This is a genomic window from Streptomyces sp. NPDC005494, assembly GCF_042872025.1.
GTDB lineage: Bacteria > Actinomycetota > Actinomycetes > Streptomycetales > Streptomycetaceae > Streptomyces.
Map to the genome: position 1 here is coordinate 139,314 of NZ_JBIAJR010000007.1, position 21,775 is coordinate 161,088.

General features: G+C 71.4%; 15 protein-coding genes. 5 read left to right on the forward strand and 10 right to left on the reverse strand.

Annotation, left to right across the window (positions count from 1 at the left end):
- Positions 1-55: 55 nt before the first annotated feature.
- The 3 genes from ACFYQ6_RS21295 to ACFYQ6_RS21305 form a co-directional block, all read right to left on the reverse strand.
- Positions 56-1,486, reverse strand: coding sequence for a DUF2252 domain-containing protein (locus ACFYQ6_RS21295; protein ID WP_388764291.1), 1,431 nt, complete (start codon positions 1,484-1,486; stop codon positions 56-58).
- 100 nt (positions 1,487-1,586) lie between these two features.
- Positions 1,587-2,534 (reverse strand): DUF389 domain-containing protein, encoded by a 948-nt coding sequence (locus ACFYQ6_RS21300; RefSeq protein ID WP_361580690.1) that lies wholly within the window; start codon positions 2,532-2,534, stop codon positions 1,587-1,589.
- 151 nt (positions 2,535-2,685) lie between these two features.
- On the reverse strand, positions 2,686-3,360 hold the full coding sequence (locus ACFYQ6_RS21305) for a hypothetical protein (protein WP_361580688.1): 675 nt from the start codon (positions 3,358-3,360) through the stop codon (positions 2,686-2,688).
- Between the two features lie 73 nt (positions 3,361-3,433).
- Between ACFYQ6_RS21305 and ACFYQ6_RS21310 the strand changes: the two genes are divergently transcribed.
- Positions 3,434-3,661 carry a DUF6011 domain-containing protein gene (locus ACFYQ6_RS21310; RefSeq protein WP_361580685.1) on the forward strand — a complete coding sequence of 76 codons (228 nt, stop codon included), beginning with the start codon at positions 3,434-3,436 and terminating at the stop codon, positions 3,659-3,661.
- A 15-nt stretch (positions 3,662-3,676) separates the two neighbouring features.
- On the opposite strand, the gene ACFYQ6_RS21315 is transcribed toward ACFYQ6_RS21310, so the two are convergent.
- Positions 3,677-4,552: an acyl-CoA thioesterase II gene (locus tag ACFYQ6_RS21315; RefSeq protein ID WP_053931274.1), complete on the reverse strand. Its 876-nt coding sequence runs from the start codon at positions 4,550-4,552 to the stop codon at positions 3,677-3,679.
- A 34-nt stretch (positions 4,553-4,586) separates the two neighbouring features.
- Entirely contained in the window at positions 4,587-7,100 is a 2,514-nt protein-coding gene (locus tag ACFYQ6_RS21320) for a DUF3516 domain-containing protein (RefSeq protein ID WP_361580682.1), read from the reverse strand.
- Positions 7,101-7,255: 155 nt separating this feature from the next.
- Here ACFYQ6_RS21320 and ACFYQ6_RS21325 point away from each other — a divergent pair, with 155 nt between their 5' ends.
- Both ACFYQ6_RS21325 and ACFYQ6_RS21330 read left to right on the forward strand, forming a co-directional pair.
- On the forward strand, positions 7,256-8,047 hold the full coding sequence (locus ACFYQ6_RS21325) for a metal-dependent hydrolase (protein WP_361580679.1): 792 nt from the start codon (positions 7,256-7,258) through the stop codon (positions 8,045-8,047).
- A 158-nt stretch (positions 8,048-8,205) separates the two neighbouring features.
- Positions 8,206-9,744 (forward strand): ATP-dependent DNA ligase, encoded by a 1,539-nt coding sequence (locus ACFYQ6_RS21330; protein WP_388764294.1) that lies wholly within the window; start codon positions 8,206-8,208, stop codon positions 9,742-9,744.
- A gap of 90 nt (positions 9,745-9,834) precedes the next feature.
- Here ACFYQ6_RS21330 and ACFYQ6_RS21335 read toward each other — a convergent pair whose 3' ends face one another.
- The 5 genes from ACFYQ6_RS21335 to ACFYQ6_RS21355 form a co-directional block, all read right to left on the reverse strand.
- The gene (locus ACFYQ6_RS21335) at positions 9,835-11,196 is read right to left on the reverse strand and encodes an NAD(P)/FAD-dependent oxidoreductase (RefSeq protein ID WP_361580673.1); all 1,362 of its coding nucleotides are present in this window, start codon (positions 11,194-11,196) and stop codon (positions 9,835-9,837) included.
- 455 nt (positions 11,197-11,651) lie between these two features.
- Positions 11,652-13,433, reverse strand: coding sequence for an ABC transporter ATP-binding protein (locus ACFYQ6_RS21340; RefSeq protein WP_361580670.1), 1,782 nt, complete (start codon positions 13,431-13,433; stop codon positions 11,652-11,654).
- Positions 13,430-15,259 (reverse strand): ABC transporter transmembrane domain-containing protein, encoded by a 1,830-nt coding sequence (locus ACFYQ6_RS21345; RefSeq protein ID WP_388764296.1) that lies wholly within the window; start codon positions 15,257-15,259, stop codon positions 13,430-13,432. The genes ACFYQ6_RS21340 and ACFYQ6_RS21345 overlap by 4 nt, the downstream gene beginning before the upstream one ends.
- Before the next feature lie 230 nt (positions 15,260-15,489).
- Entirely contained in the window at positions 15,490-18,432 is a 2,943-nt protein-coding gene (locus ACFYQ6_RS21350) for an FAD-binding and (Fe-S)-binding domain-containing protein (RefSeq protein ID WP_388764298.1), read from the reverse strand.
- 46 nt (positions 18,433-18,478) lie between these two features.
- Positions 18,479-18,925 carry a MarR family transcriptional regulator gene (locus tag ACFYQ6_RS21355; RefSeq protein ID WP_361580661.1) on the reverse strand — a complete coding sequence of 149 codons (447 nt, stop codon included), beginning with the start codon at positions 18,923-18,925 and terminating at the stop codon, positions 18,479-18,481.
- Between the two features lie 161 nt (positions 18,926-19,086).
- On the opposite strand from ACFYQ6_RS21355, the gene ACFYQ6_RS21360 reads away from it, so the two are divergent.
- On the forward strand, positions 19,087-20,895 hold the full coding sequence (locus ACFYQ6_RS21360; protein ID WP_388764300.1) for an ABC transporter ATP-binding protein: 1,809 nt from the start codon (positions 19,087-19,089) through the stop codon (positions 20,893-20,895).
- 50 nt (positions 20,896-20,945) lie between these two features.
- Positions 20,946-21,572: a hypothetical protein gene (locus ACFYQ6_RS21365; RefSeq protein ID WP_361580655.1), complete on the forward strand. Its 627-nt coding sequence runs from the start codon at positions 20,946-20,948 to the stop codon at positions 21,570-21,572.
- Positions 21,573-21,775 lie beyond the last annotated feature (203 nt).

Sequence of the window (21,775 nt, forward strand, 5' to 3'; positions counted from 1 at the left end):
TGTGGCGGTATGTCCGCCATGTACCCGCTGTGGAGCTCTGACGTTTCGGTCTCCGTCACCTCGCGCCCGCCTCGGCCGCAGGAAGGCGGCCGGCCGCCACCGCGTCCGTCAACGCCCGGTGGTCCCGCTCGTTCTGGTCGGCGTACAGCTCGGCGAAGGCGGCCAGCGCCCGGTCGAACACGTCGCCGTTCCCCAGGTACGCGGCGATCGCGATCCGGTCCCCGGACCGCGCGTGGGAGCGGGCCAGGGTCGCCCCGCACATCTCGCCGAAGGTGCCCATGCCGCGCGGCAGCATCTGCTCCGGCTCGGCGATGCCCTTCCAGTCGCGCAGCTGCCGTACGTAGAAGTCCCGGCGCCGCCCGTCGATCCCGTCCACCCGCTGCCAGCCGAGGAAGATGTCACCCGCCGCCTGCATCAGGCGCTGGCCGGCCACCACCCGCTCGCCCTGGTTCCGGTACGCGCTCGCTCCCACGTGCGGGGCGAGCACCGAGGTGTCGGCCTCCTTGGCCTGGAGGAACAGCGGATCCCCGCCGTCCCTGCCCAGCAGCAGGATGATCCAGCAGCGGGTCCCGACGCTCCCGACGCCGACGACCTTCCGGGCCATGTCGACGGGCCGGAAGTCGGCGAGCAGGGAACGGCGGTCCGAGGGGAGGGTGCGGCCGTAGCTCCGGAGCAGCTTCCCCAGCTGCGCCTCCATCAGGCCGCGTTCCGGGGCGGGCAGCAGATCCCGCAGCGGGACGAGCAAGGGCGGGTCGGCGGCGATCCGGATACGCCCGTCGGTGACCTCGGTGAGTTTCCCGAAGGCCTGCAGACTGTCCCGGGCGCGGGCCTTCTCGGTCGCCCTGGCCAGCTGTCTGCGCCCGCGAGGGGCCAGCTTGTCCTCGGCCACGGCCCGCAGCTGGTCCACATCCGTCCGCGTGTACCAGACATCGAGATTGCGCATGCCCGCGAACCGGATCATCGACTCCCGGTACGAACGCACCGTGTCACGCACGATGCCCCGCCGCTCCTTGTCCGAGAAACCGTTCGCCCGCCCCGCGATGACGAGACTGGCTGCGAGCCGCTTCACGTCCCACTCCCAGGGGCCGGGCAGCGTCTCGTCGAAGTCGTTGATGTCGAAGAGCAGATGGCGCTCGGGGGAGGCGAGCAGCCTGAAGTTCAGCAGGTGGGCGTCACCGCACAACTGCGCACGGATTCCGCTGGCCGGAGTCCCGGCCAGATCGGACGCCATGATCGCCGCGGCGCCCCGGTAGAACCGGAACGGTGACTCCGTCATCCGCCCGTAGCGGATCGGCACCAGCTCGGGGACCCTGGCCGCCGACTGCGCCTCCAGGACCGCCAGCGGATCGGGCCGGTCGCCCGGTGGGTCGTACACGCAATGGCTGGAGCGGGGGGCCTGCCGGCGAGCCGCTCTGCCGAGCGCGGCCCGCTCCTCGGGTGTCGAACCGGGTACGGCACGGAGCGGGGAAGGGGCGTCCTGGGCCATCGTGGACCCTCCTGACTGCCGGGGCTGCCGGCATGTGGGCCTGCCTTCCCATCATTACGGCTCCGCCACCGTCCGGCCCGTCGCCGGCGGGTTCGGGAGCTCAGGTCTGCCGCGACCGGCGCAGGGCCACCTTCCGCCAGAGCGCCCGCTGACATCGCAGCGCCGCCGCTCCCACGACGATGAGCACCGCGATGTTGACCAGCAGCTGGATGAGGGAACCCCGCGCCTCGGACCAGCTGGCGAAGGCCGTGGAGACGCTGATGGCGGCCGCCGCCGGGATGGTGGTGACCGAGATGAACACCCCGAGCAGGGCGCTGGTGCGGGCCTCGGTGAGCGACACGATGCCCACGACACCGGCCAGCGCGGCGACCGCGACGGAGAAGAAGTTGGGGGTGTTGATCAGGTCGGACACCGGCCGCAGCCCCTTCTGGAAGGCCGTCGACTCGAGACCGAACCCCCGGATGACCAGGCTGAAGAGGAAGGTGACCACGATCGTCAGCAGGAGGCCCGCCCCCAGTGCGGTCAGTCCCCTGCGGATCATGGTCCGCTCACCCCGGTCGATACCCAGTGCCACCGCGACGATGGCACCGTACTCGGGGCCGACGACCATCGCCCCGACGATCAGGATCTGCGAGTTGGTCACGATGCCGACCGACCCGATGAGACCGGCGATGACGAGGTAGAGGTAGAAGCTCGGCGCATACCTGCCCTCGGACCTGATGCGCGCCTCCACCTGGTCCCAGACCGGGGCGTTCGCCAGTGCGCCGAGCCGGCGAACCGCACGCTCCGAGGCCTGCCCGGTGAAGGCCATGTCGACCGGCTCGACGACCATCGTTCCCCGTGCGTCGACCCCGAGGCCCCGCAGACCACGCAGCACCTCGTTCGCGGCGCCGCCGACCACGTCGCAGGCGACGGCGTCCCCGTCGGGGTTGCGTGCCGCGCCCCGCTGCACGATCAGGTTCAGGACATAGGGGCTGCCGGCCAGGATCCCCTCGACCTGGTCGGTGAGGTCCGCAGGGCTGACGACGCGGACGTGGATCATGTCCATCCGGCGCCCCTGCCCGGCCGGGTGGGCGGCGCGCCCGGGGGTGACGAAAAGCGGCTTCCATGGGGGTATGACAGTGATCGGACGGTCATGGACCGTTACCTTCCCACAGCGGCGCGCGGTCCGGGGCGTAAGACGCCCGCCGGGCCGGCCGTCAGTCCTTCCTGTCGTCCCACTCCGTGCCGAGCAGCCAGCTGTCGAACGTGCCCAGCACCGCCACGAGCGCGGCCCCCAGCCGCCAGTCGTAGTCCGGCGCGTGCACGAGCACCGCGTCGTCCTTCGCCCTGAACTCCAGCGGAGCCTGACCGCCCGCGCGCCACACGATGCGACGCGGGCCGCGTGCCGCGTCGCCGTCACCGCTCAGCAGACTCAGCACGACGACCAGCAGCTGCAGCGGGGACAGCAGCCACCACACGTACCACCAGCAGATCCGGCCCTTGAAACCCACCGCCGCCGGACCGCCCGCCGGCATCACCGTCCAGCGGGTACGCAGGCCCTTGCCGCGCAGCGCCTTCTCGCGGACGACCGTGCCTATGAGCTCGCCGTGCGCCCCGATCACCTGGTAGCGCGCGACTCCGCTCCCGGCCGACACCGTCACCAGGGTGGCCAGCCGTTCCCCGCGCTGCTCGTCCGCCCACAGCGCGAACGAGCGGGTCCCGTCACCCCGTGTCGCCCGGTAGGCGGAAATCCCGCCCGGCGGCAGTTCACGTTCCACGTACGCCACCACGCGGTCGCTCCCCCCGTCGTCCGAGAGCCGCACCACATCGCGCACCGGAGCGGGCGCTCCGGCCCCGGGCGCCGGCCCGGGGTCCCGGGGTGCGGGCCCCATCCTCAGTACGCTCCCCGCCGCCGTACCCCACATGCCTTCGCCTCCCAGCGCACCGGCTTGAGAAGATCCTCCTGTGGAGTCCCCCGAGCCCTTTCCCGACTTTCCCGAACCACCGGCCCGGCCGGAGCCGCCGGCGAGCCGCCGGCCGGTCCGTTGCGCCCTGTGCGGGCGGCCCCTCACCGGCGCCGACTCACGCCGCGCCGGACTCGGCCCCGCCTGCGACGCCAAACTGCATCCGCCGGGCCCGGACATCCGCACCCGCCGCCACGAGGTGGAACAGGACCCGATCCCGGGCACCTGAACCAACCTCCGAGGGCTACGCGCCGTCGAGCCTGCGGAACAGTCCCTCCTGCACCACGGAGACCAGCAACTGCCCCTGGCGGTCGTAGATCCTGCCCCTGGCCAGTCCACGGCCACCCGTGGCGATCGGTGACTCCTGGTCGTACAGGAACCACTCGTCCGCCCGGAACGGCCGGTGGAACCACATGGCGTGGTCCAGCGAGGCCATGTCGAAGCCACGCGGCCCCCACAGAGGCTCCACGGGGATCCGTACCGCGTCCAGGAGCGTCATGTCGCTCGCGTACGTCAGCGCGCAGGTGTGCACCAGCGGGTCGTCGCCCAGCGGGCCGACCGCGCGCATCCACACCGCACTGCGCGGGTCCGCGTCCTTGATCTCCTCCTGCGTCCAGCGCAGCCGGTCGACGTAGCGGATGTCGAAGGGCTGACGTCGCGCCATCCGCTCCAGCGCCTCGGGCAGGCCGCCCAGGTGCTCGCGCACCTCGTCGGCGACCGTCGGCAGCTCGTCGGGATCGGGCACGACACGGGCCGGCGGCAGCTGGTGCTCGAAACCGGCCTCCTCCGGACGGTGGAAGGACGCCGTCAGATTGAAGATCGTGCGGCCCTGCTGCACGGCCGTGACCCGGCGCGTCGTGAAGGACCGGCCGTCCCGGACCCGCTCCACGTCGTACACGATCGGCACGCCTGGCCGCCCGGGCCGCAGGAAGTAGGCGTGCAGCGAATGGACGGGGCGGTCCCCGTCCGTCGTGCGGCCGGCAGCGACCAGCGCCTGCCCCGCGACCTGCCCGCCGAAGACCCGTTGCAGGGACTCCTCGGGGCTGCGGCCACGGAAGATGTTGACCTCGATCCGCTCCAGGTCGAGCAGGTCGACCAGGCTGTCGGCGGGGTTCGTCATGCGGTTCTTCTCCACTCTCCTGGCCGGCGCGCCGTCACAGCCGGCCCACGGCCGTGACCCGGACGACTGCCCGGCCCTCCTCGTCGGAGGCCGCGAGATCGACCTCCGCACGAATTCCCCAGTCGTGGTCCCCGGCCGGGTCGGCGAAGGCCTGCCACACCCGCCACAGACCGTGCTCCGGGTCCTCGTCGATCTTCAACAGCTTCGGTCCGCGCGCGTCCGGGCCCGTTCCCAGGTCGTCGTGCGCGTCCCAGTAGTCGTCCATCGCCTCGCCCCACGCGTCCTCGTCCCAGCCCGCGTCGGCGTCCAGCTCACCCAGGTCGCGCACCCGGTCCAGGGCGGCGAGCTCCACCCTGCGGAACATCGCGTTGCGCACCAGGACCCGGAAGGCGCGGGCGTTGGCCGTGACCGGCTTGACCTCGTCGGCCCGCTCCTGCGCCTGCTCGGCGGTCTCCACCTCCGGATTCGCCAGCTGCTCCCACTCGTCCAGCAGACTGGAGTCCACCTGACGCACCATCTCGCCCAGCCAGGAGATCAGGTCCTCCAGGTCCTCGGACTTCAGGTCGTCGGGGATGGTGTGCTCGAGGGCCTTGTACGCGCTCGCCAGATACCGCAGGACGATGCCCTCGGTGCGGGCCAGCTCGTAGTTCGAGGTGAACTCCGTGAAGGTCATGGCCCGTTCGTACATGTCCCGGATCACCGACTTCGGCGAGACCGGGTGGTCGCCGACCCACGGGTGGCTGGTGCGGTAGACGTCGTAGGCGTGCCACAGCAGCTCGCTCAGCGGCTTCGGATACGTGACCTCCTGGAGCCGCTCCATCCGCTCCTCGTACTCGACGCCGTCCGCCTTCATCTGCCCGACGGCCTCGCCCCGCGCCTTGTTCTGCTGGGCCGCCAGGATCTGCCGCGGGTCGTCCAGCGTCGACTCGACGACCGAGACCATGTCCAGGGCGTACGAGGGCGACTCGGCGTCCAGCAGGTCGAAGGCGGCCAGTGCGAAGGTGGACAGCGGCTGGTTGAGGGCGAAGTCCTGCTGGAGATCGACCGTCAGCCGTACGATCCGGCCCTCCGCGTCGGGGGTGTCGAGCTGTTCCACGACACCGCCGTCCAGGAGCGAGCGGTAGATCGCGATGGCCCGCCTGATGTGCCGCAGCTGTGCCTTGCGCGGCTCGTGGTTGTCCTCGAGCAGATGACGCATCGCCGCGAAGGCGTTCCCGGGGCGGGCGATCACCGAGAGCAGCATCGTGTGCGTGACGCGGAAGCGGGAGGTCAGAGGCTCGGGTTCGGACTGGATCAGCTTGTCGAAGGTGGTCTCGGACCAGGCGACGAAGCCCTCCGGCGCCTTCTTGCGGACCACCTTGCGCTTCTTCTTGGGGTCGTCGCCCGCCTTCTTGACGGCCTTCTCGTTCTCGATGACGTGCTCGGGCGCCTGGGCCACGACGAAGCCCGCCGTGTCGAATCCGGCCCGCCCTGCGCGCCCCGCGATCTGGTGGAACTCGCGGGCGCGCAGCGTGCGGACCCGGGTGCCGTCGTACTTGGTCAGGGCGGTGAACAGCACCGTGCGGATGGGGACGTTGACGCCGACGCCGAGCGTGTCCGTCCCGCAGATCACCTTCAGCAGACCCGCCTGGGCGAGCTTCTCCACGAGGCGGCGGTACTTGGGGAGCATGCCCGCGTGGTGCACCCCGATCCCGTGGCGCACGTAGCGGGAGAGGTTCTGGCCGAACTTGGTGGTGAAGCGGAAGCTGCCGATCAGGTCGGCGATCTTCTCCTTCTCCTCCTTCGTGCACATGTTGATGCTCATCAGCGACTGCGCCCGCTCCACGGCCGCCGCCTGGGTGAAGTGCACGATGTAGACGGGCGACTGCCGGGTGTCCAGGAGCTCGGTGAGGGTCTCGGTGATCGGCGTCAGCCGGTACTCGTAGCTCAGTGGCACCGGCCGGGTCGCGGAACGCACGACGGAGGTCGGGCGGCCGGTGCGGCGGGTCAGATCCTTCTCGAACATCGAGACGTCGCCCAGCGTCGCCGACATCAGCACGAACTGAGCCTGCGGGAGCTCCAGCAGCGGGATCTGCCAGGCCCACCCGCGGTCGGGTTCCGCGTAGAAGTGGAACTCGTCCATCACGACCTGGCCGATGTCGGCGTACTTGCCGTCACGCAGCGCGATCGAGGCGAGCACCTCGGCGGTGCAGCAGATGACCGGGGCGTCGGCGTTGACCGAGGCGTCCCCGGTCAGCATGCCGACGTTCTCCGTGCCGAACAGCTTGCAGAGGTCGAAGAACTTCTCCGACACCAGTGCCTTGATCGGCGCGGTGTAGAACGTGACCTTGTCCTGGGCCAGCGCCGTGAAGTGCGCACCCGCCGCCACCAGGCTCTTTCCGGAGCCGGTGGGGGTGGAAAGGATCACGTTGGCCCCGGAGACCACCTCGATCAGCGCCTCCTCCTGAGCCGGATAGAGGGTGATGCCCTGCGATTCGGTCCATGACGAGAAGGACTCGAAGAGGGCGTCCGGGTCGGCGGTCGGGGGCAGCTGATCGATAAGGGTCACGCCCCCATCTTGCCTGCCTCCTGCCCGGATGCGGGAACCGGAGGACCAGGGGAAGATCACGGACGATACGCTGCCCACTCAACTCGGCTGTCGCGCACAGGCAATGGCGGCCAGGTCGCACGCGCGGCCGAATCACGATGGGGGCGGGAACAGCCATGATGGGACCGGCACACTCTCTGTCAGGGGCGGCGGCCTGGCTGGGGGTGGGCGCCGCGGCGGCCGCCGCGGGCCACACCATGCCCTGGCCCGTCCTGGTCGTCGGGGCGCTGATCACCGCGGGAGCCGCGCTGGCCCCCGACCTGGACCACAAGTCGGCCACCATCTCGCGCGCGTTCGGACCGGTCTCCAAGGCTGTCTGCGAGATCGTCGACAAGCTCTCCTACGCGGTCTACAAGGCGACAAAGGGACCCGGTGACCCGCGCAGGACCGGCGGTCACCGCACCCTGACGCACACCTGGCTCTGGGCGGTGCTGACCGGGGGAGCCGCCTCCGTGGCGGCGGTCACCGGTGGCCGGTGGGCGGTCCTGGCCATCCTCTTCGTCCACCTCGTCCTCGCCGTCGAGGGCCTGCTGTGGCGGGCGGCGAGGGTCTCCAGCGACGTGCTCGTCTGGCTGCTCGGCGCGACCAGCGCCTGGATCCTGGCCGGCGTCCTGGACCAGCCGGGCAACGGCTCGGACTGGCTGTTCGCCGCGCCCGGCCAGGAGTACCTCTGGCTCGGGCTCCCGATCGTGCTCGGCGCCCTCGTCCACGACATCGGCGACGCGCTGACTGTCTCGGGCTGCCCGATCCTGTGGCCCATCCCGCTGGGGCGCAAGCGCTGGTATCCGCTGGGGCCGCCGAAGGCCATGCGCTTCCGGGCGGGCAGCTGGGTGGAGCTCAAGGTGCTGATGCCCGCCTTCATGATTCTCGGGGGCCTGGGCGGGGCGGCGGCGCTCAACGTCATATGACGCCCTGGGCCCGGACGGCGGCCGACGTCGTACGACGCCCAGGGACCGTCCGACGGGCGGGACCGTAGGACGCCGGAGGTCGTACGGCGGTCGGGACTGGGTGAAGGCCGGGCGCTCTCCGGGGGGCGGCGAGCCCGCCGCCGTAGCACCATGGCGGCATGTTGCTCGCCCGGCTCGCCCACGTGTCCCTGGAAGTCGCCGCGACGACGGCCCGGACCCGGAAGACCGCCCTGCTCGCCGGACTCTTCCGGGAGGCGGAACCGGACGACGTCCCGGTCGTGATTCCCTATCTGGCCGGCCGGCTCCCGCAGGGCCGCCTCGGCATCGGATGGAGCGCCCTGCGCGTTCCGGTGACACCGGCCGAAAAACCCACGCTGACCGTGGTGGAGACGAACGCGGAGCTGACCGCCATCGGCGCTCTGTCCGGTCCCGGCTCGCAGGCCGCCCGCAAGGAGCGCCTGTCCCGGCTGCTCGGCGCGGCCACCGCTGACGAGCAGTACTTCCTGCGCGGACTGCTCACCGGAGAGGTACGCCAGGGAGCCCTGGACGCTCTCGCCGTCGACGCACTCGCGGACGCCGCCGGGGCGCCGCGTCCGGAGGTGCGGCGGGCCGTGATGCTCGCCGGGTCGCTCGGGCCCGTAGCCCATGCGCTCCTCGCGGAGGGCCCGGGGGCCCTGGCTGACTTCCGGCTCACCGTCGGCCGGCCGGTCCAGCCCATGCTCGCCCACACCGCACGCTCGGTGACCGAAGCGATCGAACGGCTCGGCGGACCCTGCGTCGTCGAGGAGAAACTGGACGGCATCCGCGTCCAGGTGCACAGGGACGGGCCGCGGGTCAGCGTCTACACCCGCACGCTCGACGACATCACCGACAGGCTCCCCGAACTGGCCTCGGCGGTCACCGGCTTCCCCGCCGGACAGTTCATCCTCGACGGCGAGGTGATCGCCCTCGGGCCCGACGGGAGGCCCCGGCCGTTCCAGGAGACCGCCGGCCGGGTGGGGTCCCGGCGCGATGTCGCCACCGCGGCGGATGCCGTCCCCGTGGTCCCCGTTTTCTTCGACGCGCTGTCCGTGGACGGACGTGACCTCCTCGACCTCTCCTTCGCCGAACGCCACCGGGAGCTGGCCGATCTCGTTCCCGAACCGATGCGCGTGCGCCGTCACGTCGTGGACGACCCCCGGGACGAGACCGCGCGGGCGGCCGCGGTGGCGTTCTCCGAGGAGACCCTGGCCCGCGGTCACGAGGGTGTCGTGGTCAAGGGAACCGCGTCCGCCTACAGCGCCGGCCGGCGCGGCGCCGCCTGGCTGAAGGTGAAACCCGTACACACCCTGGACCTCGTCGTGCTGGCCGCCGAATGGGGCCACGGCAGACGCACCGGGCGGCTCTCCAACCTGCACCTGGGGGCGCGCAGGGACGACGGCACGTTCGCGATGCTGGGCAAGACCTTCAAGGGGCTCACGGACACCATGCTCGCCTGGCAGACCGATCGCCTCCGTGAGCTCGCCACCGCCGACGACGGACACGTGGTGAGAGTGCGCCCGGAACTGGTCGTGGAGATCGCCTACGACGGGCTCCAGAGCTCCACGCGCTACCCGGAGGGCGTCACACTGAGGTTCGCCCGCGTCCTGCGCTACCGCGAGGACAAGCGGGCCGACGAGGCGGACACGGTCGAGACGGTGCTCTCCCGCCGGACGTGACGATCGATCCCGCTCGGCACGCCTCCGGCCCCCGCCCGCGCGGCGGATGCCGGGGGAGAGGGCCGGGAGAGGAGGGCCGGGGAGGCAAGCTCAGCCGCGGGCGTCCGCGCCCGCGGTGTGCGCCCGGATCTCCTCCGGCGTCAGATAGGCGTCGGTGTACTCGAAGTCGCGCAGGGTGGCCTGCTTGCGTGCCTGGAATCCCGTGCGGACGAAGTCGTCGCCGGCGATCGCGTTCAGCAGCCAGTTGGTCATGACCCTGGTCTTGGCGACATTGGTCCGCAGCGCCGCCCAGTGGTAGCCCCGCGCCGCGGCCTGGGCCGGCAGGCCCTTCAGCTCGATGCCCAGCGGCTTGGAGACCGCGTCCCGCCCGCCGAGGTCCACGACGAGCCCGAGGTCCTTGTGGACGTACGGACGCAGCGGACGGCCGCGCAGCCGCGCGATGATGTTGTCCGCCAGCGCCCGGCCCTGGCGCATCGCGTGCTGTGCGGTGGGCGGGCAGATCGCCCCGTCCCCCTTGGCCAGGTCGGGCACGGCCGCCGCGTCGCCGAGCGCGAACACACTGTCGTTCCCGGGCACTGACATCTCCGGCGTCACGGCGAGCCGCCCGCGTACCGTCTCGGCCCCCAGCGTGGCGACGAGCGGACTCGCCGCGACACCGGCGGTCCAGATCAGCGTCCGGCAGGGCAGCACCCGGCCGTCCGTGAACGTCACCTTGTCCGGGCCCGCCTCGGCCACCGAGACACCCAGGGAGACCTCGATGCCGCGCTTGCGCAGGATCTCGAGGGCGCTGGTGCCGAGCTTGTCACCCAGCTCCGGCATCAGCTTGGGCGCGATGTCGATCAGATGCCACTTGATCAGCTTGGGGTCCAGCCGGGGATAGTGCTTGACGGCGTTGGTGGTGAGCAGTTGCAGGCACGCGGCCGTCTCCGTGCCGGCGTACCCACCGCCCACCACCACGAACTGCAGCCGGGAAGCCCGCTCCTCCTCGTCGTGGGACGCGTCCGCGAGATCGAGCTGCGAGATGACGTGGTCCCTGATGTAGGCGGCCTCGGCCAGTGTCTTCATGCCCCGGGCGTTCTCGACCAGCCCGGGAATGTCGAAGGTCCGCGTGACGCTGCCGGCGGCCAGCACGATGTAGTCGTACGGCTCGTTCACGATCTCGTCGGTGATCTTGCGGACCACACAGACCTTCGCCTTCGTGTCCACCCCGATCGCCCCGCCCGGCACGATCCGGGTGCGGTGACGCCGGCTTCGGCGCAGGGAGACGGCGACCGACTGGGGCGTGAGCACCCCCGAGGCGACCTGGGGCAGCAGCGGCAGGTAGAGCTGGTACGAGAACGGGGTGACGAGCGCGATGTCCGCCTCACCGGGGGCGAGGCTGCGTTCCAGCCGGCGCACGCACTCGACCCCGGCAAAGCCGGCGCCGACAACGAGAATCCTGGGTCGTGCCACGGTGTGCGTCCCTTCTCGGGCTTACGCGGTCATCGCTCGCCTGCCCCGGATCCGGGGCCAGTCACTCCTCATCCTCACCGGAGGTCACGGACTTCGCCTCTTGTGCGGTGGACGCCACCACCCGACCGGGCCCGCCGCGCGAGCCGCGCCGGACAGCAGGAGCAGCGTCGTCGCCGACCGCGGCGGCACCGCGATCGACGGCAACGGCGTCGCGGCCGACGACACCTGGCAGAGCGTCGGACCCACCTGGCCGGAGGTCGCCGCCGTCCGGTACGCCGAGGAGCCCGCCCAGCGCTCCGGACCGGCCGTCCGGTGCCATGACGGCACATCGGACCACTGCCGACCAGCCGCCCGCCGCGCCTCCGGCCTCGACGAACGGCTCGCTGAGCTGGACCGGAGTACCGGCTCACCACCTGCCGCGCTGTACACCCCCCGTCAGGCCCGGTGCCCTGTACTCAGCCGTGCCAGGAGCGCCACAGCGCCGCGTACGCGCCGTCCGCGGCCACCAGCTCGTCATGGCTGCCCAGTTCGCTGATCCGCCCGTCCTCGACGACCGCGATCACATCGGCGTCGTGCGCGGTGTGCAGCCTGTGGGCGATCGCCACCACCGTACGGCCGTCCAGCACCCGCGCCAGCGAACGCTCCAGGTGACGGGCCGCGCGCGGGTCGAGCAGCGAGGTCGCCTCGTCCAGTACCAGCGTGTGCGGATCCGCCAGGACCAGGCGCGCCAGGGCGATCTGCTGCGCCTGCGCGGGGGTGAGGGCCAGACCGCCCGAGCCGACCTCCGTCTCCAGCCCCTCGTCCAGTGCCTTCGCCCAGCCGTCCGCGTCCACCGCGGCGAGGGACGCCCAGAGCTCCGCGTCCTCGGCATCCGTGCGCGCCAGCAGGAGGTTGTCCCGGAGCGAGCCCACGAACACGTGGTGCTCCTGGTTGACGAGGGCCACATGGGTGCGCACCCGCTCCGCAGGCATACGGGACAGCTGGGCACCTCCCAGGGTCACCGAACCCGAGCGGGGAGCGTAGATCCCCGCCAGCAGTCTTCCCAGTGTCGACTTGCCGGCACCGGACGGGCCGACCAGGGCCAGCCGTGTCCCCGGCGCCACGTCCAGCGACACCTCGTGCAGGACGTCCACCCCTGCCCGGTAGCCGAAGCGCACGTCGTCGGCCCGGACCTCGCGGCCGTCGGGGCCGAGCAGGTCGTCGCCCGGCTCGGGCTCGATCTCCCGTACGCCGACGAGCCTGGCCAACGAGACCTGCGCGACCTGCAGTTCGTCGTACCAGCGGAGGATCAGGCCGATCGGGTCCACCATCATCTGTGCGAGCAGTGCCCCCGTGGTCAGCTGCCCGACCGTGATCCAGTCCTCCATCACGAACCAGCCGCCGAGCAGCAGGACCGCGCCGAGGATCGTCACGTAGGTGGCGTTGATGACGGGGAAGAGCACCGAGCGGAGGAAGAGGGTGTACCGCTCCCACGCGGTCCACTGCTCCACCCGCCGGTCCGACAGCGCGATCCTGCGGTCGCCCAGCCGGTGGGCCTCCACGGTCCGTCCGGCGTCCACCGTCTCGGCGAGGACCGCCGCGACCGCCGCGTAGCCTGCCGACTCCGAGCGGTACGCCGAGGGCGCCCGCCGGAAGTACCAGCGGCAGCCGATGATCAGCACGGGAAGCGCGATCAGCGCGGCGAGGGCCAGGGGAGGGGCGGTGACGGTGAGCGCGCCGAGGAGCAGTCCGGCCCAGACCACGCCGATCGCCAGCTGGGGCACCGCCTCACGCATCGCGTTGGCCAGCCGGTCGATGTCCGTGGTGATCCTGGACAGCAGATCGCCGGTGCCGGCCCGCTCCAGTACACCGGGCGGCAGACCGACCGACCGTACGAGGAAGTCCTCGCGCAGGTCGGCGAGCATCTCCTCGCCGAGCATGGCTCCGCGCACACGCATGGTCCGTGTGAACACGGTCTGCACGATCAGCGCCACGGCGAACACGGCGGCCGTGCGCTCCAGATGGAGGTCGGTGACCCCGTTGGACAGGTCCTCGACCAGTCCGCCCAGCAGGTAGGGGCCGGTGATCGACGCGATCACGGCGACCGCGTTGGCCGCGACGAGCACGGCGAACGGCTTGCGGTGGCGCCGTAGCAGTCCGCGCACATAGGCCCGTACGGTCGTCGGCGTTCCTACGGGCAGGGTCGTCGCCGACTCCGGGGCCGCCGGGTCGTACGCCGGGGGTGCCAGGCCGATCATGCCTTCTCCTCGATTTCCTCGTTCGCCCGGGCCGGCGGCAGCCCGTCGACCGCGTCGGCCCCGTCCGTCGCCGCGGTCTCGTCATCGGTGTCACGGGTCACGACCGCCCGGTAGCGCGGTTCGTCCCGCAGCAGCTCGCGGTGGGAGCCCGCCGCCACGACCGTGCCTCCGTGGACGAGCACGACGCGGTCGGCCAGGTCCAGCAGCAACGGGGACGACGCGAACGCCACCGTCGTACGGCCGCGGCGGAGCCGCTGGATGCCTGCGGCGACCCGGGCCTCCGTGTGCGAGTCGACGGCGGACGTCGGCTCGTCGAGCACCAGCGCCTCCGGATCGGTGACCAGCGAACGGGCCAGCGCGAGCCGTTGCCGCTGGCCGCCGGAAAGGGACCTGCCGCGTTCGGTGATCCTGGTGTTCATCGGATCGCCGTCCGCGTCGACGGACGCCTGGGCCAGCGCGTCCAGGACATCACCGCACTGGGCGGCGGCCAGAGCCTCCTCGGCCGTGACGCCGCCCGAGGACGGCACGTCCAGCAGCTCCCGCAGCGTCCCGGACAGCAGTACGGGATCCTTGTCCTGCACCAGCACCGCGGTCCGCGCGGTGTCGAGCGGCAGTTCGTCCAGCGCCACACCGCCGAGCAGCACCGAGGGGGCCGCCGCCGACGGGTCCTCGGGCTCGGCATGGCCGCCCAGCCGTTCCGCGAGGCGGCCCGCCTCGTCGGGATCTCCGCAGACCACGGCGGTGAACCGGCCCTGCGGCGCCATGAGTCCGGTCACCGGGTCGTAGAGGTCGCCGCGAGGGCTTTCGGCGTCGAGCGTCGCGGGGCCCGCGGTACGCCGCAGGGACAGGACCCGTACGGCGCGCTGCGCGGAGGGGCGGGAGAAGGAGTACGCCATGGCGATCTCCTCCACGTTGCGCAGGGGGAACAGCATCAGCGTCGCCGCGCTGTACACGGTGACCAGCTGGCCGATGTCGATCCGGCCGTCGCGGGCGAGTGTCGCGCCGTACAGGACCAGCGAGATCAGCAGAAGTCCCGGCAGCAGCACCTGGATCGCCGAGATGAGCGCCCACATCCGTGCACTGCGGACAGCGGCCTTGCGGACCTCCTGGGAGGCACGCCGGTAGCGGCCGAGGAAGAGCTCCTCGCCGCCGATGCCGCGCAGCACCCGCAGTCCCGCGACGGTGTCGGAGGCCAGCTCGGTGGCGCGGCCCGCCTTCTCCCGCTGGAGGTCCGCCCGGCGGGTGGCCCGGGGGAGGAGGGGCAGGACGGCCAGCGCGAGGACCGGGGTGGCCACGGCGACCAGCACGCCGAGTGAGGGCAGGTAGATCACCAGCCCGACGCAGATCAGCACGAGCGCGGTCGCGGCGGCGACGAAGCGGGAGAGCGCCTCGACGAACCAGCCGATCTTCTCGACATCACCTGTGGATACGGATACCACTTCACCGGCCGCCACCCGGCGGGTCAGGGCCGAGCCCAGCTCGGCGGCCCTGCGGGCCAGCAGCTGCTGGACCCGGGCCGCCGCGGTGATCCAGTTGGTGACGGCCGTGCGGTGGAGCATGGTGTCCCCCACGGCGATGAGGACGCCGAGGAGGACGAGGAGGACACCGGCCAGCACGAGGTCCTGACCGGACCGGTCCACGACGGCCTGCACCGCCAGTCCCACGGCGAGCGGAAGCCCGGCGATCGCGCAGTGGTGGAGCAGCCCCCAGGCAAGGGACTTGAGCTGACCGGTGAGCTGGCTGCGGCCGAGCCAGACCAGGAAACGGGGACCCGAACGGACGTCGGGATCGCCGGGATCCGAGTACGGAAGATCGCGAATCTGCATGACATCCCAAGGATCGGACGGCGGAGATCCATGAGGGATCTCGTGGAACAGGAGGTCCGTGCACGGACCTCGTGGAGCGCGAGATCCGTCGACGGACCTCGTGGAGCGGGTCCGTGGACGGACCTTGTCGTGCGCGAGATCCTTGCGGGCCTCGTGGTGGGGGACCAAACCGTGCAAGGTTCGCGTCCCGCCCCCCGCGGAGGCAACCGATTATTCGTCTCCCGACCGGCTCAGAGGACGGGCCGGGTCGCCTGTTCCAGCTCGATGAGCGCCGAGTGGTAGTGGTGGCCCGTCGCCCGGTCCATGCCGATCTCGCACGTCCGGTTCGCCGACAGGTACGCGTCGTACTCCCGCGTGTTGACCTCGGCCGCCTCCCTGGCCGTAGCGCTGTCCGGGAGTTCCTTGTGCAGCAGGCCGCGGTCGCCCGCGAATCCGCAGCAGCCGGCGTCGTCCGGCACGACGACCTCGTCGGCACAGGCCTCGGCCACCGTACGCAGACGGCCGACGTCACCCAGATGCTCCATCGAGCAGGTGGGGTGCAGTACGGCGGATCCGGTCCTTCGGAACACCGTCAGGTGGGGGAGGAGTTCGTCGGCGGCCCAGACGAGTGAGTCGACGAACGTCATCTCGCGGTGCAGTCCCCGGTTGTCCTCGGTGAGGTACGGCACCACCTCGTGGGCGAGGCCCAGCGTGCACGAGGAGGCGTCGACGACCAGCGGGAGCGCACCACCGGCGGTCCACCCCCAGGCGGCCTCCACGATGCGGTTGGCCATGACCGCGTTGGCGACGTCGTACCCCTTGGAGTGCCAGATCGTCGCGCAGCACGTCCCGGAGACGTCCTCGGGAATCCAGACGGGCCTGCCCGCCCGTGCGGAAAGGGAGACCACGGCCTCGGCGAGCGACAGTGTCCCCGCGTCCGGGGGGCCGGCGAAGATGCGGTTCACACAGGCCGGGTAGTAGACGGCGCTCGCCCGGGTCCGCGAGGTCGGAGGCAGGGTGCGGGACGCGGCCCCGGGGATCTCGGGCAGCCATTCCGGCACCAGGTCCGGTCGCACGGCCTTGCGGGCGAGCCGGGTCAGGGCGGCCGGCAGACGGTCACCGGCCCGGCGGGAGACGGCGTCGGCCACACGGAGCACGATCCGGGCCGAGGCCTCGACCGCTCCGAAGTGCTGGGCCGTCAGCGCCGCCACCCGCTCCTCCCGGGGCGAGTGGCGCAGATGCCGGAAGCTCTTCATCAGCGCCCCGGTGTCGATGCCGACCGGACACGCGAGCTTGCAGGTGGAATCCCCGGCGCAGGTGTCCACGGCGTCGTAGCCGTAGGAGTCGAGCAGGCCGGCCTCCACGGGGGAGCCGCCGGGCTGCCGCATCATCTCCCGCCGCAGCACGATCCGCTGACGGGGGGTGGTGGTGAGGTCCTCGCTGGGGCAGGTCGGTTCGCAGAACCCGCACTCGATGCACGGGTCCGCGACCGGCTCCACCTTGGGGATGGTCTTGAGCCCGCGCAGATGCGCCCGCGGATCGCGGTCGAGGACGATCCGCGGCGCCAGTACGCCGTCAGGGTCGATCGCCTGCTTCGTACGCCACATGAGCGCTGTCGCCTCGGTACCCCACTCCCGCTCGAGGAACGGCGCGATGTTGCGGCCGGTCGCGTGCTCCGCCTTGAGGGACCCGTCGAACCGGTCGACGACCAGCGTGCAGAACTCGTCCATGAACGCGGCGTAGCGGTCGACGTCGGAGGGCTTCGCGGCGTCGAAGGCGAGCAGGAAGTGCAGGTTCCCGTGTGCGGCGTGGCCCGCGACGGCGGCGTCGAAACCGTGGACGGCCTGGAGGGCGAGCAGCGCTTCGCAGGCCTCCGAGAGACGGGACGGCGGGACGGCGAAGTCCTCCGTGATCAGCGTCGTCCCCGAGGGCCGGGAGCCGCCGACGGCGGTCACGAACGCCTTGCGCGCCTTCCAGTACCCGGAGACGGTGGCGGCGTCCCGGGTGAACTCGTTGGTCACGGACACGACCGGTGTCACCAGGTCGAGGCCCGCGACGACGGCGGCGGCCTCCCTCTCGTAGGCCGTGAGGGTGCTTTCGTCGGGTGCGCGGAACTCCACGAGGAGCGCCGTCGTCCCCTCCGGCAGTCCCGCCCAGTCCGCGGGGACGCCCTGGACGCGCACCGAGGCGCGCAGTGTGTTGCCGTCCATCAGCTCGACGGCGACCGCGCCCGCCTCGTTGAATCCCGGGACCGCCGCGGCGGCGGCAGGGAGCGAGGGGAAGAACAGCAACGCGGACGAGACGAGGCGCTCCAGGGGCAGGGTGTCGAAGACGACCTCGGAGATGAAACCGAAGGTGCCCTCGGAGCCGACCATGAGCCCCCGCAGGATCTCCACGGGCGTCGATCCGTCGAGATAGGCGTCGAGGCGGTAGCCGTTGGTGTTCTTGATCTCGTACTTGGCGCGGATCCGGGCGGTGAGCCGCTCGTCCGCCTCGATGGCCGCCTTGATGGCCAGCAGCTCGTCGCACAGACGCGGCTCCGCGTGGCGCAGCAGCTCGTCGGCCTCCGTCTCACCCGTGTCCACCACGGTGCCGCTCGGCAGGACGAACGTCAGGGAGGAGACCGTGCGGTACGAGTTCCGGGTGGTGCCCGCGGTCATCCCGGAGGCGTTGTTCGCGACGACGCCGCCGATGGTGCAAGCGATGGCGCTGGCCGGATCCGGGCCCAGGATCCTGCCGTGCCGGGCCAGTGCGGCGTTGGCCCGCATCACGGTGGTGCCAGGACGGATGCGGGCCCTGGCGCCGCCGTCCAGTACCTCGATCCCCCTCCAGTGGTGGCGCACGTCCACGAGGATGTCCTCGCCCTGTGCCTGGCCGTTGAGGCTCGTGCCGGCGGCCCTGAAGACGACGTCGCGTCCGTTCCCGTGTGCGTACGAGAGGATGGCCGAGATGTCGTCCAGATCCTCGGGGACCAGCACGACCTGCGGCAGGAAGCGGTAGGGGCTGGCATCGGATGCGTACCGCACGAGGTCGGAGATCTTCCACAGCACCTTCTCCGGGCCGAGGAGTGCGGTCAGGGCGGCCCGCAGCTCAGCGGGGGTTCCGGACGACTGCCGGTCGGGCACCCGATCGGGGGACGGCGCCCGCGCCGTGCGGGGGCGCAGGGCCTCGGGCTTGGGCTCCAGCAGCGGCATGTCACAGTCCCCTCGACGGCGCGGTGCGGTGGCCGCACCGCATGCCTCAGCAGCGGCGACGCTCCGGCATTCCGTCGACCAGAGCGGTCAGCAGACCGCCGAGCACTTCGCGCTGATCGGCGGTCAGTGGAGCCAGGATCTCCTCCGCGGCGGCCTTGCGCGCGTCGCGCATCGAACGGAGTACGGAACGGCCCTCCTCGGTGATCTCGATGCGGATCACCCGGCGGTTGGTCGGATCCGGGGCGCGGCGCACCCGGCCCGCGGCCTCCAGGCCGTCCACCAGAGTGGTCACCGCGCGGGGGACGACGTCCAGCCGCTCGGCGAGATCGGCCATCCGTGGCGGGCCGTCGTAGTGCGCGGTCGTGCGCAGGAGACGGAACTGCGCCGGTGTGATGCCTATCGGCTCCAGCTGACGGCTCTGGATGCGCTGGAGGCGGCGTGTGAGCCGCAGCAGCTGTTCGGCGAGCATGCCGTCGGAGTCGGGGGAGTCCATGAGGGAACAATATCAGGATCTCGTTCATTGTGAATAGAGGTAACAATGAGCTAGGCTCTCGATGATCGGCTCACCTGCCGCCTCATACCTCGGCTCCCGGACGCATGCGGGAGCTGCCGCGACCCGCGCCCCCTCCCTCCCGCACGCAGTCGAAGGAGCCCATGAAACCCGACGAACCCACCTGGACACCCCCCTCGGCGGAGGCCGGTCAGCCGCCCGCGGAGCTGCGCCGCATCTTCCGGCTCTTCCGTCCGTACCGCGGCCGACTCGCCGTGGTCGGGCTGCTGGTCGGCGCCGCCTCGCTGGTCACGGTCGCCTCCCCGTTCCTGCTCCGCGAGATCCTGGACACCGCGATTCCGCAGGGGCGCACGGGGCTGCTCACGCTGCTCGCGCTCGGCATGATCCTCACCGCCGTGATGACCAGCGTCTTCGGAGTCCTGCAGACCCTGATCTCCACCACGGTCGGCCAGCGCGTCATGCACGATCTGCGTACCGCCGTCTACACCCAGCTGCAGCGGATGCCGCTCGCCTTCTTCGCCCGCACCCGCACGGGTGAGGTCCAGTCCCGCATCGCCAACGACATCGGCGGGATGCAGGCGACGGTCACCTCCACCGCGACCTCGCTGGTCTCCAACCTCACCTCGGTCGTCGCCACCGTGGTCGCCATGCTCGCGCTGGACTGGCGGCTCACCGTCGTCTCGCTGCTCCTGCTCCCCGTCTTCGTCTGGATCAGCCGTCGTGTCGGCCGGGAGCGCAAGAAGATCACCACCCAGCGCCAGCGTCAGATGGCGGCGATGGCGGCAACGGTCACCGAATCGCTCTCGGTCAGCGGCATCCTGCTCGGCCGGACCATGGGGCGCTCGGACTCCCTGACCAAGACGTTCACGGAGGAGTCGGAGCGCCTGGTCGACCTCGAAGTGCGCTCCAACATGGCCGGACGCTGGCGGATGTCGACCATAGGGATCGTGATGGCCGCGATGCCCGCAGTCATCTACTGGGCTGCGGGACTCACCCTCCAGTCAGGAGTCAGCGCTGTCTCCGTCGGCACGCTCGTCGCCTTCGTCTCGCTCCAGCAGGGGCTGTTCCGGCCGGCTGTGAGCCTGCTCTCCACCGGTGTGCAGATGCAGACGTCCTTGGCCCTGTTCGCGCGCATCTTCGAGTACCTCGACCTCGACGTGGACATCACCGAGCCCGAGAAGCCCGTCCGGCTGGACAAGGTCCGGGGCGAGATCGCCTTCGAGGACGTCGCCTTCAGCTACGACGAGAAGAGCGGCCCGACGCTGAGCGGCATCGACGTGACCGTGCCCGCGGGGAACAGTCTGGCCGTCGTCGGTCCCACAGGATCCGGCAAGTCCACGCTCAGTTATCTGGTGCCGCGGCTCTACGACGTCACCGGCGGCCGGGTCACCCTCGACGGGGTCGACGTGCGGGACCTGGACTTCGACACGCTCGCCCGGGCCGTGGGCGTGGTCTCCCAGGAGACCTACCTCTTCCACGCCTCGGTCGCCGAGAACCTCCGCTTCGCGAAGCCGGACGCCACCGACGAGGAGATCGAGACCGCCGCCCGTGCCGCGCAGATCCACGACCACATCGCCGGCCTGCCCGACGGCTACGACACCCTTGTCGGTGAGCGCGGGTACCGGTTCTCCGGCGGCGAGAAGCAGCGGCTGGCGATCGCGCGCACGATCCTGCGCGACCCGCCCGTGCTGATCCTCGACGAAGCGACCAGCGCTCTCGACACCCGTACGGAACACGCGGTGCAGCAGGCCATCGACGCCCTGTCGAAGGGGCGCACCACGATCACCATCGCCCACCGGCTCTCCACCGTCCGGGACGCGGACGAGATCGTCGTGCTGGACGACGGCAGGGTGGCCGAGCGCGGTACGCACGAGGAGTTGCTCGCCCTGGACGGGCGCTATGCCGCTCTGATCCGCCGCGACAGCGGCGTGGCGGCACCTGCGGCGACCTGAAGGCGGACCGGGCCCCACGGCTGTCGAACGGTGCGGCATGATCACGGCCCATGAGAGCACTGCTCGGGGTCGAACTCCCCGGATTCCGGCCGCTGGACAACAGCGGCCCAGAGCACGGCGACGCCTGGATGAACGACGAAGGCGACGTGCTGTCCCTGCACTGCTTCGCACTGCCGCCGGATCTTCCGGCGGCCTTGGAGGACGGCCCGGCCCTGCGTCACACCCTCACCCACTGGACGGCTCAGGCGGGCGGCGGGCTGATCGAGGCCACGGTGAAACGACTGGGTGAACTGCCCGCCCTGCGGCAGATACTCAAGGTGCCGCTGCCTCAGCAACCCAGCGGGCAGGTCTTCATCGGCAGTTTCACGGTGCCGCGCCAGGGGTGCAGCACCGTGGTCAAGATCCAGGCTCCCGAGCGCGGTATGACGGGGATGCGGGAAGCCGTCGTCATGGCGAAGGTCGGCCCCGACTCGTACTTCCGGCCGCACCCCTACGCACCCGAGGTGCAGGGCGGCCTTCCCTTCCACGCGGCGGACCACGCCCGGTGGGACGCGGAATTCCCCGACCACCCGCTGAGCCGGGTGCGCCGGACGCTGGACGCGCTCGCGGAGGCCGTCACCGTGGACCCCGGTTTCGCGGCTCTGCCGCCGTTCGCCGGGCCGGCAGCCCGAGCGTGACGCGGCGGGCCGGGGCCTGACGCGTCGAGCCACACGGCAGCGCCGCCGCTCCCGTGGGACGGGGAGCGGCGGCGCCGTGGTGCAGCGACGGTCAGACGAGCCAACCCACGAAGTGGACGACACCGGCAAGCAGGTTGGTCAGGAAGTTCATCGGGTTTTCTCCTAGTGCGTGGTGCATCTGTGGGACATGCGCCGTAGCGGTC

Bases quoted from the DNA above. Each gene is read 5' to 3' on its own strand.
- ACFYQ6_RS21295 (WP_388764291.1), bottom strand. From the start codon at position 1,486: ATGGCCCAGGACGCCCCTTCCCCGCTCCGTGCCGTACCCGGTTCGACA.
- ACFYQ6_RS21300 (WP_361580690.1), bottom strand. From the start codon at position 2,534: ATGGACATGATCCACGTCCGCGTCGTCAGCCCTGCGGACCTCACCGAC.
- ACFYQ6_RS21305 (WP_361580688.1), bottom strand. From the start codon at position 3,360: ATGGGGCCCGCACCCCGGGACCCCGGGCCGGCGCCCGGGGCCGGAGCG.
- ACFYQ6_RS21315 (WP_053931274.1), bottom strand. From the start codon at position 4,552: ATGACGAACCCCGCCGACAGCCTGGTCGACCTGCTCGACCTGGAGCGG.
- ACFYQ6_RS21325 (WP_361580679.1), top strand. From the start codon at position 7,256: ATGATGGGACCGGCACACTCTCTGTCAGGGGCGGCGGCCTGGCTGGGG.
- ACFYQ6_RS21330 (WP_388764294.1), top strand. From the start codon at position 8,206: ATGTTGCTCGCCCGGCTCGCCCACGTGTCCCTGGAAGTCGCCGCGACG.
- ACFYQ6_RS21340 (WP_361580670.1), bottom strand. From the start codon at position 13,433: ATGATCGGCCTGGCACCCCCGGCGTACGACCCGGCGGCCCCGGAGTCG.
- ACFYQ6_RS21345 (WP_388764296.1), bottom strand. From the start codon at position 15,259: ATGCAGATTCGCGATCTTCCGTACTCGGATCCCGGCGATCCCGACGTC.
- ACFYQ6_RS21350 (WP_388764298.1), bottom strand. From the start codon at position 18,432: ATGCCGCTGCTGGAGCCCAAGCCCGAGGCCCTGCGCCCCCGCACGGCG.
- ACFYQ6_RS21355 (WP_361580661.1), bottom strand. From the start codon at position 18,925: ATGGACTCCCCCGACTCCGACGGCATGCTCGCCGAACAGCTGCTGCGG.
- ACFYQ6_RS21360 (WP_388764300.1), top strand. From the start codon at position 19,087: ATGAAACCCGACGAACCCACCTGGACACCCCCCTCGGCGGAGGCCGGT.
- ACFYQ6_RS21365 (WP_361580655.1), top strand. From the start codon at position 20,946: ATGAGAGCACTGCTCGGGGTCGAACTCCCCGGATTCCGGCCGCTGGAC.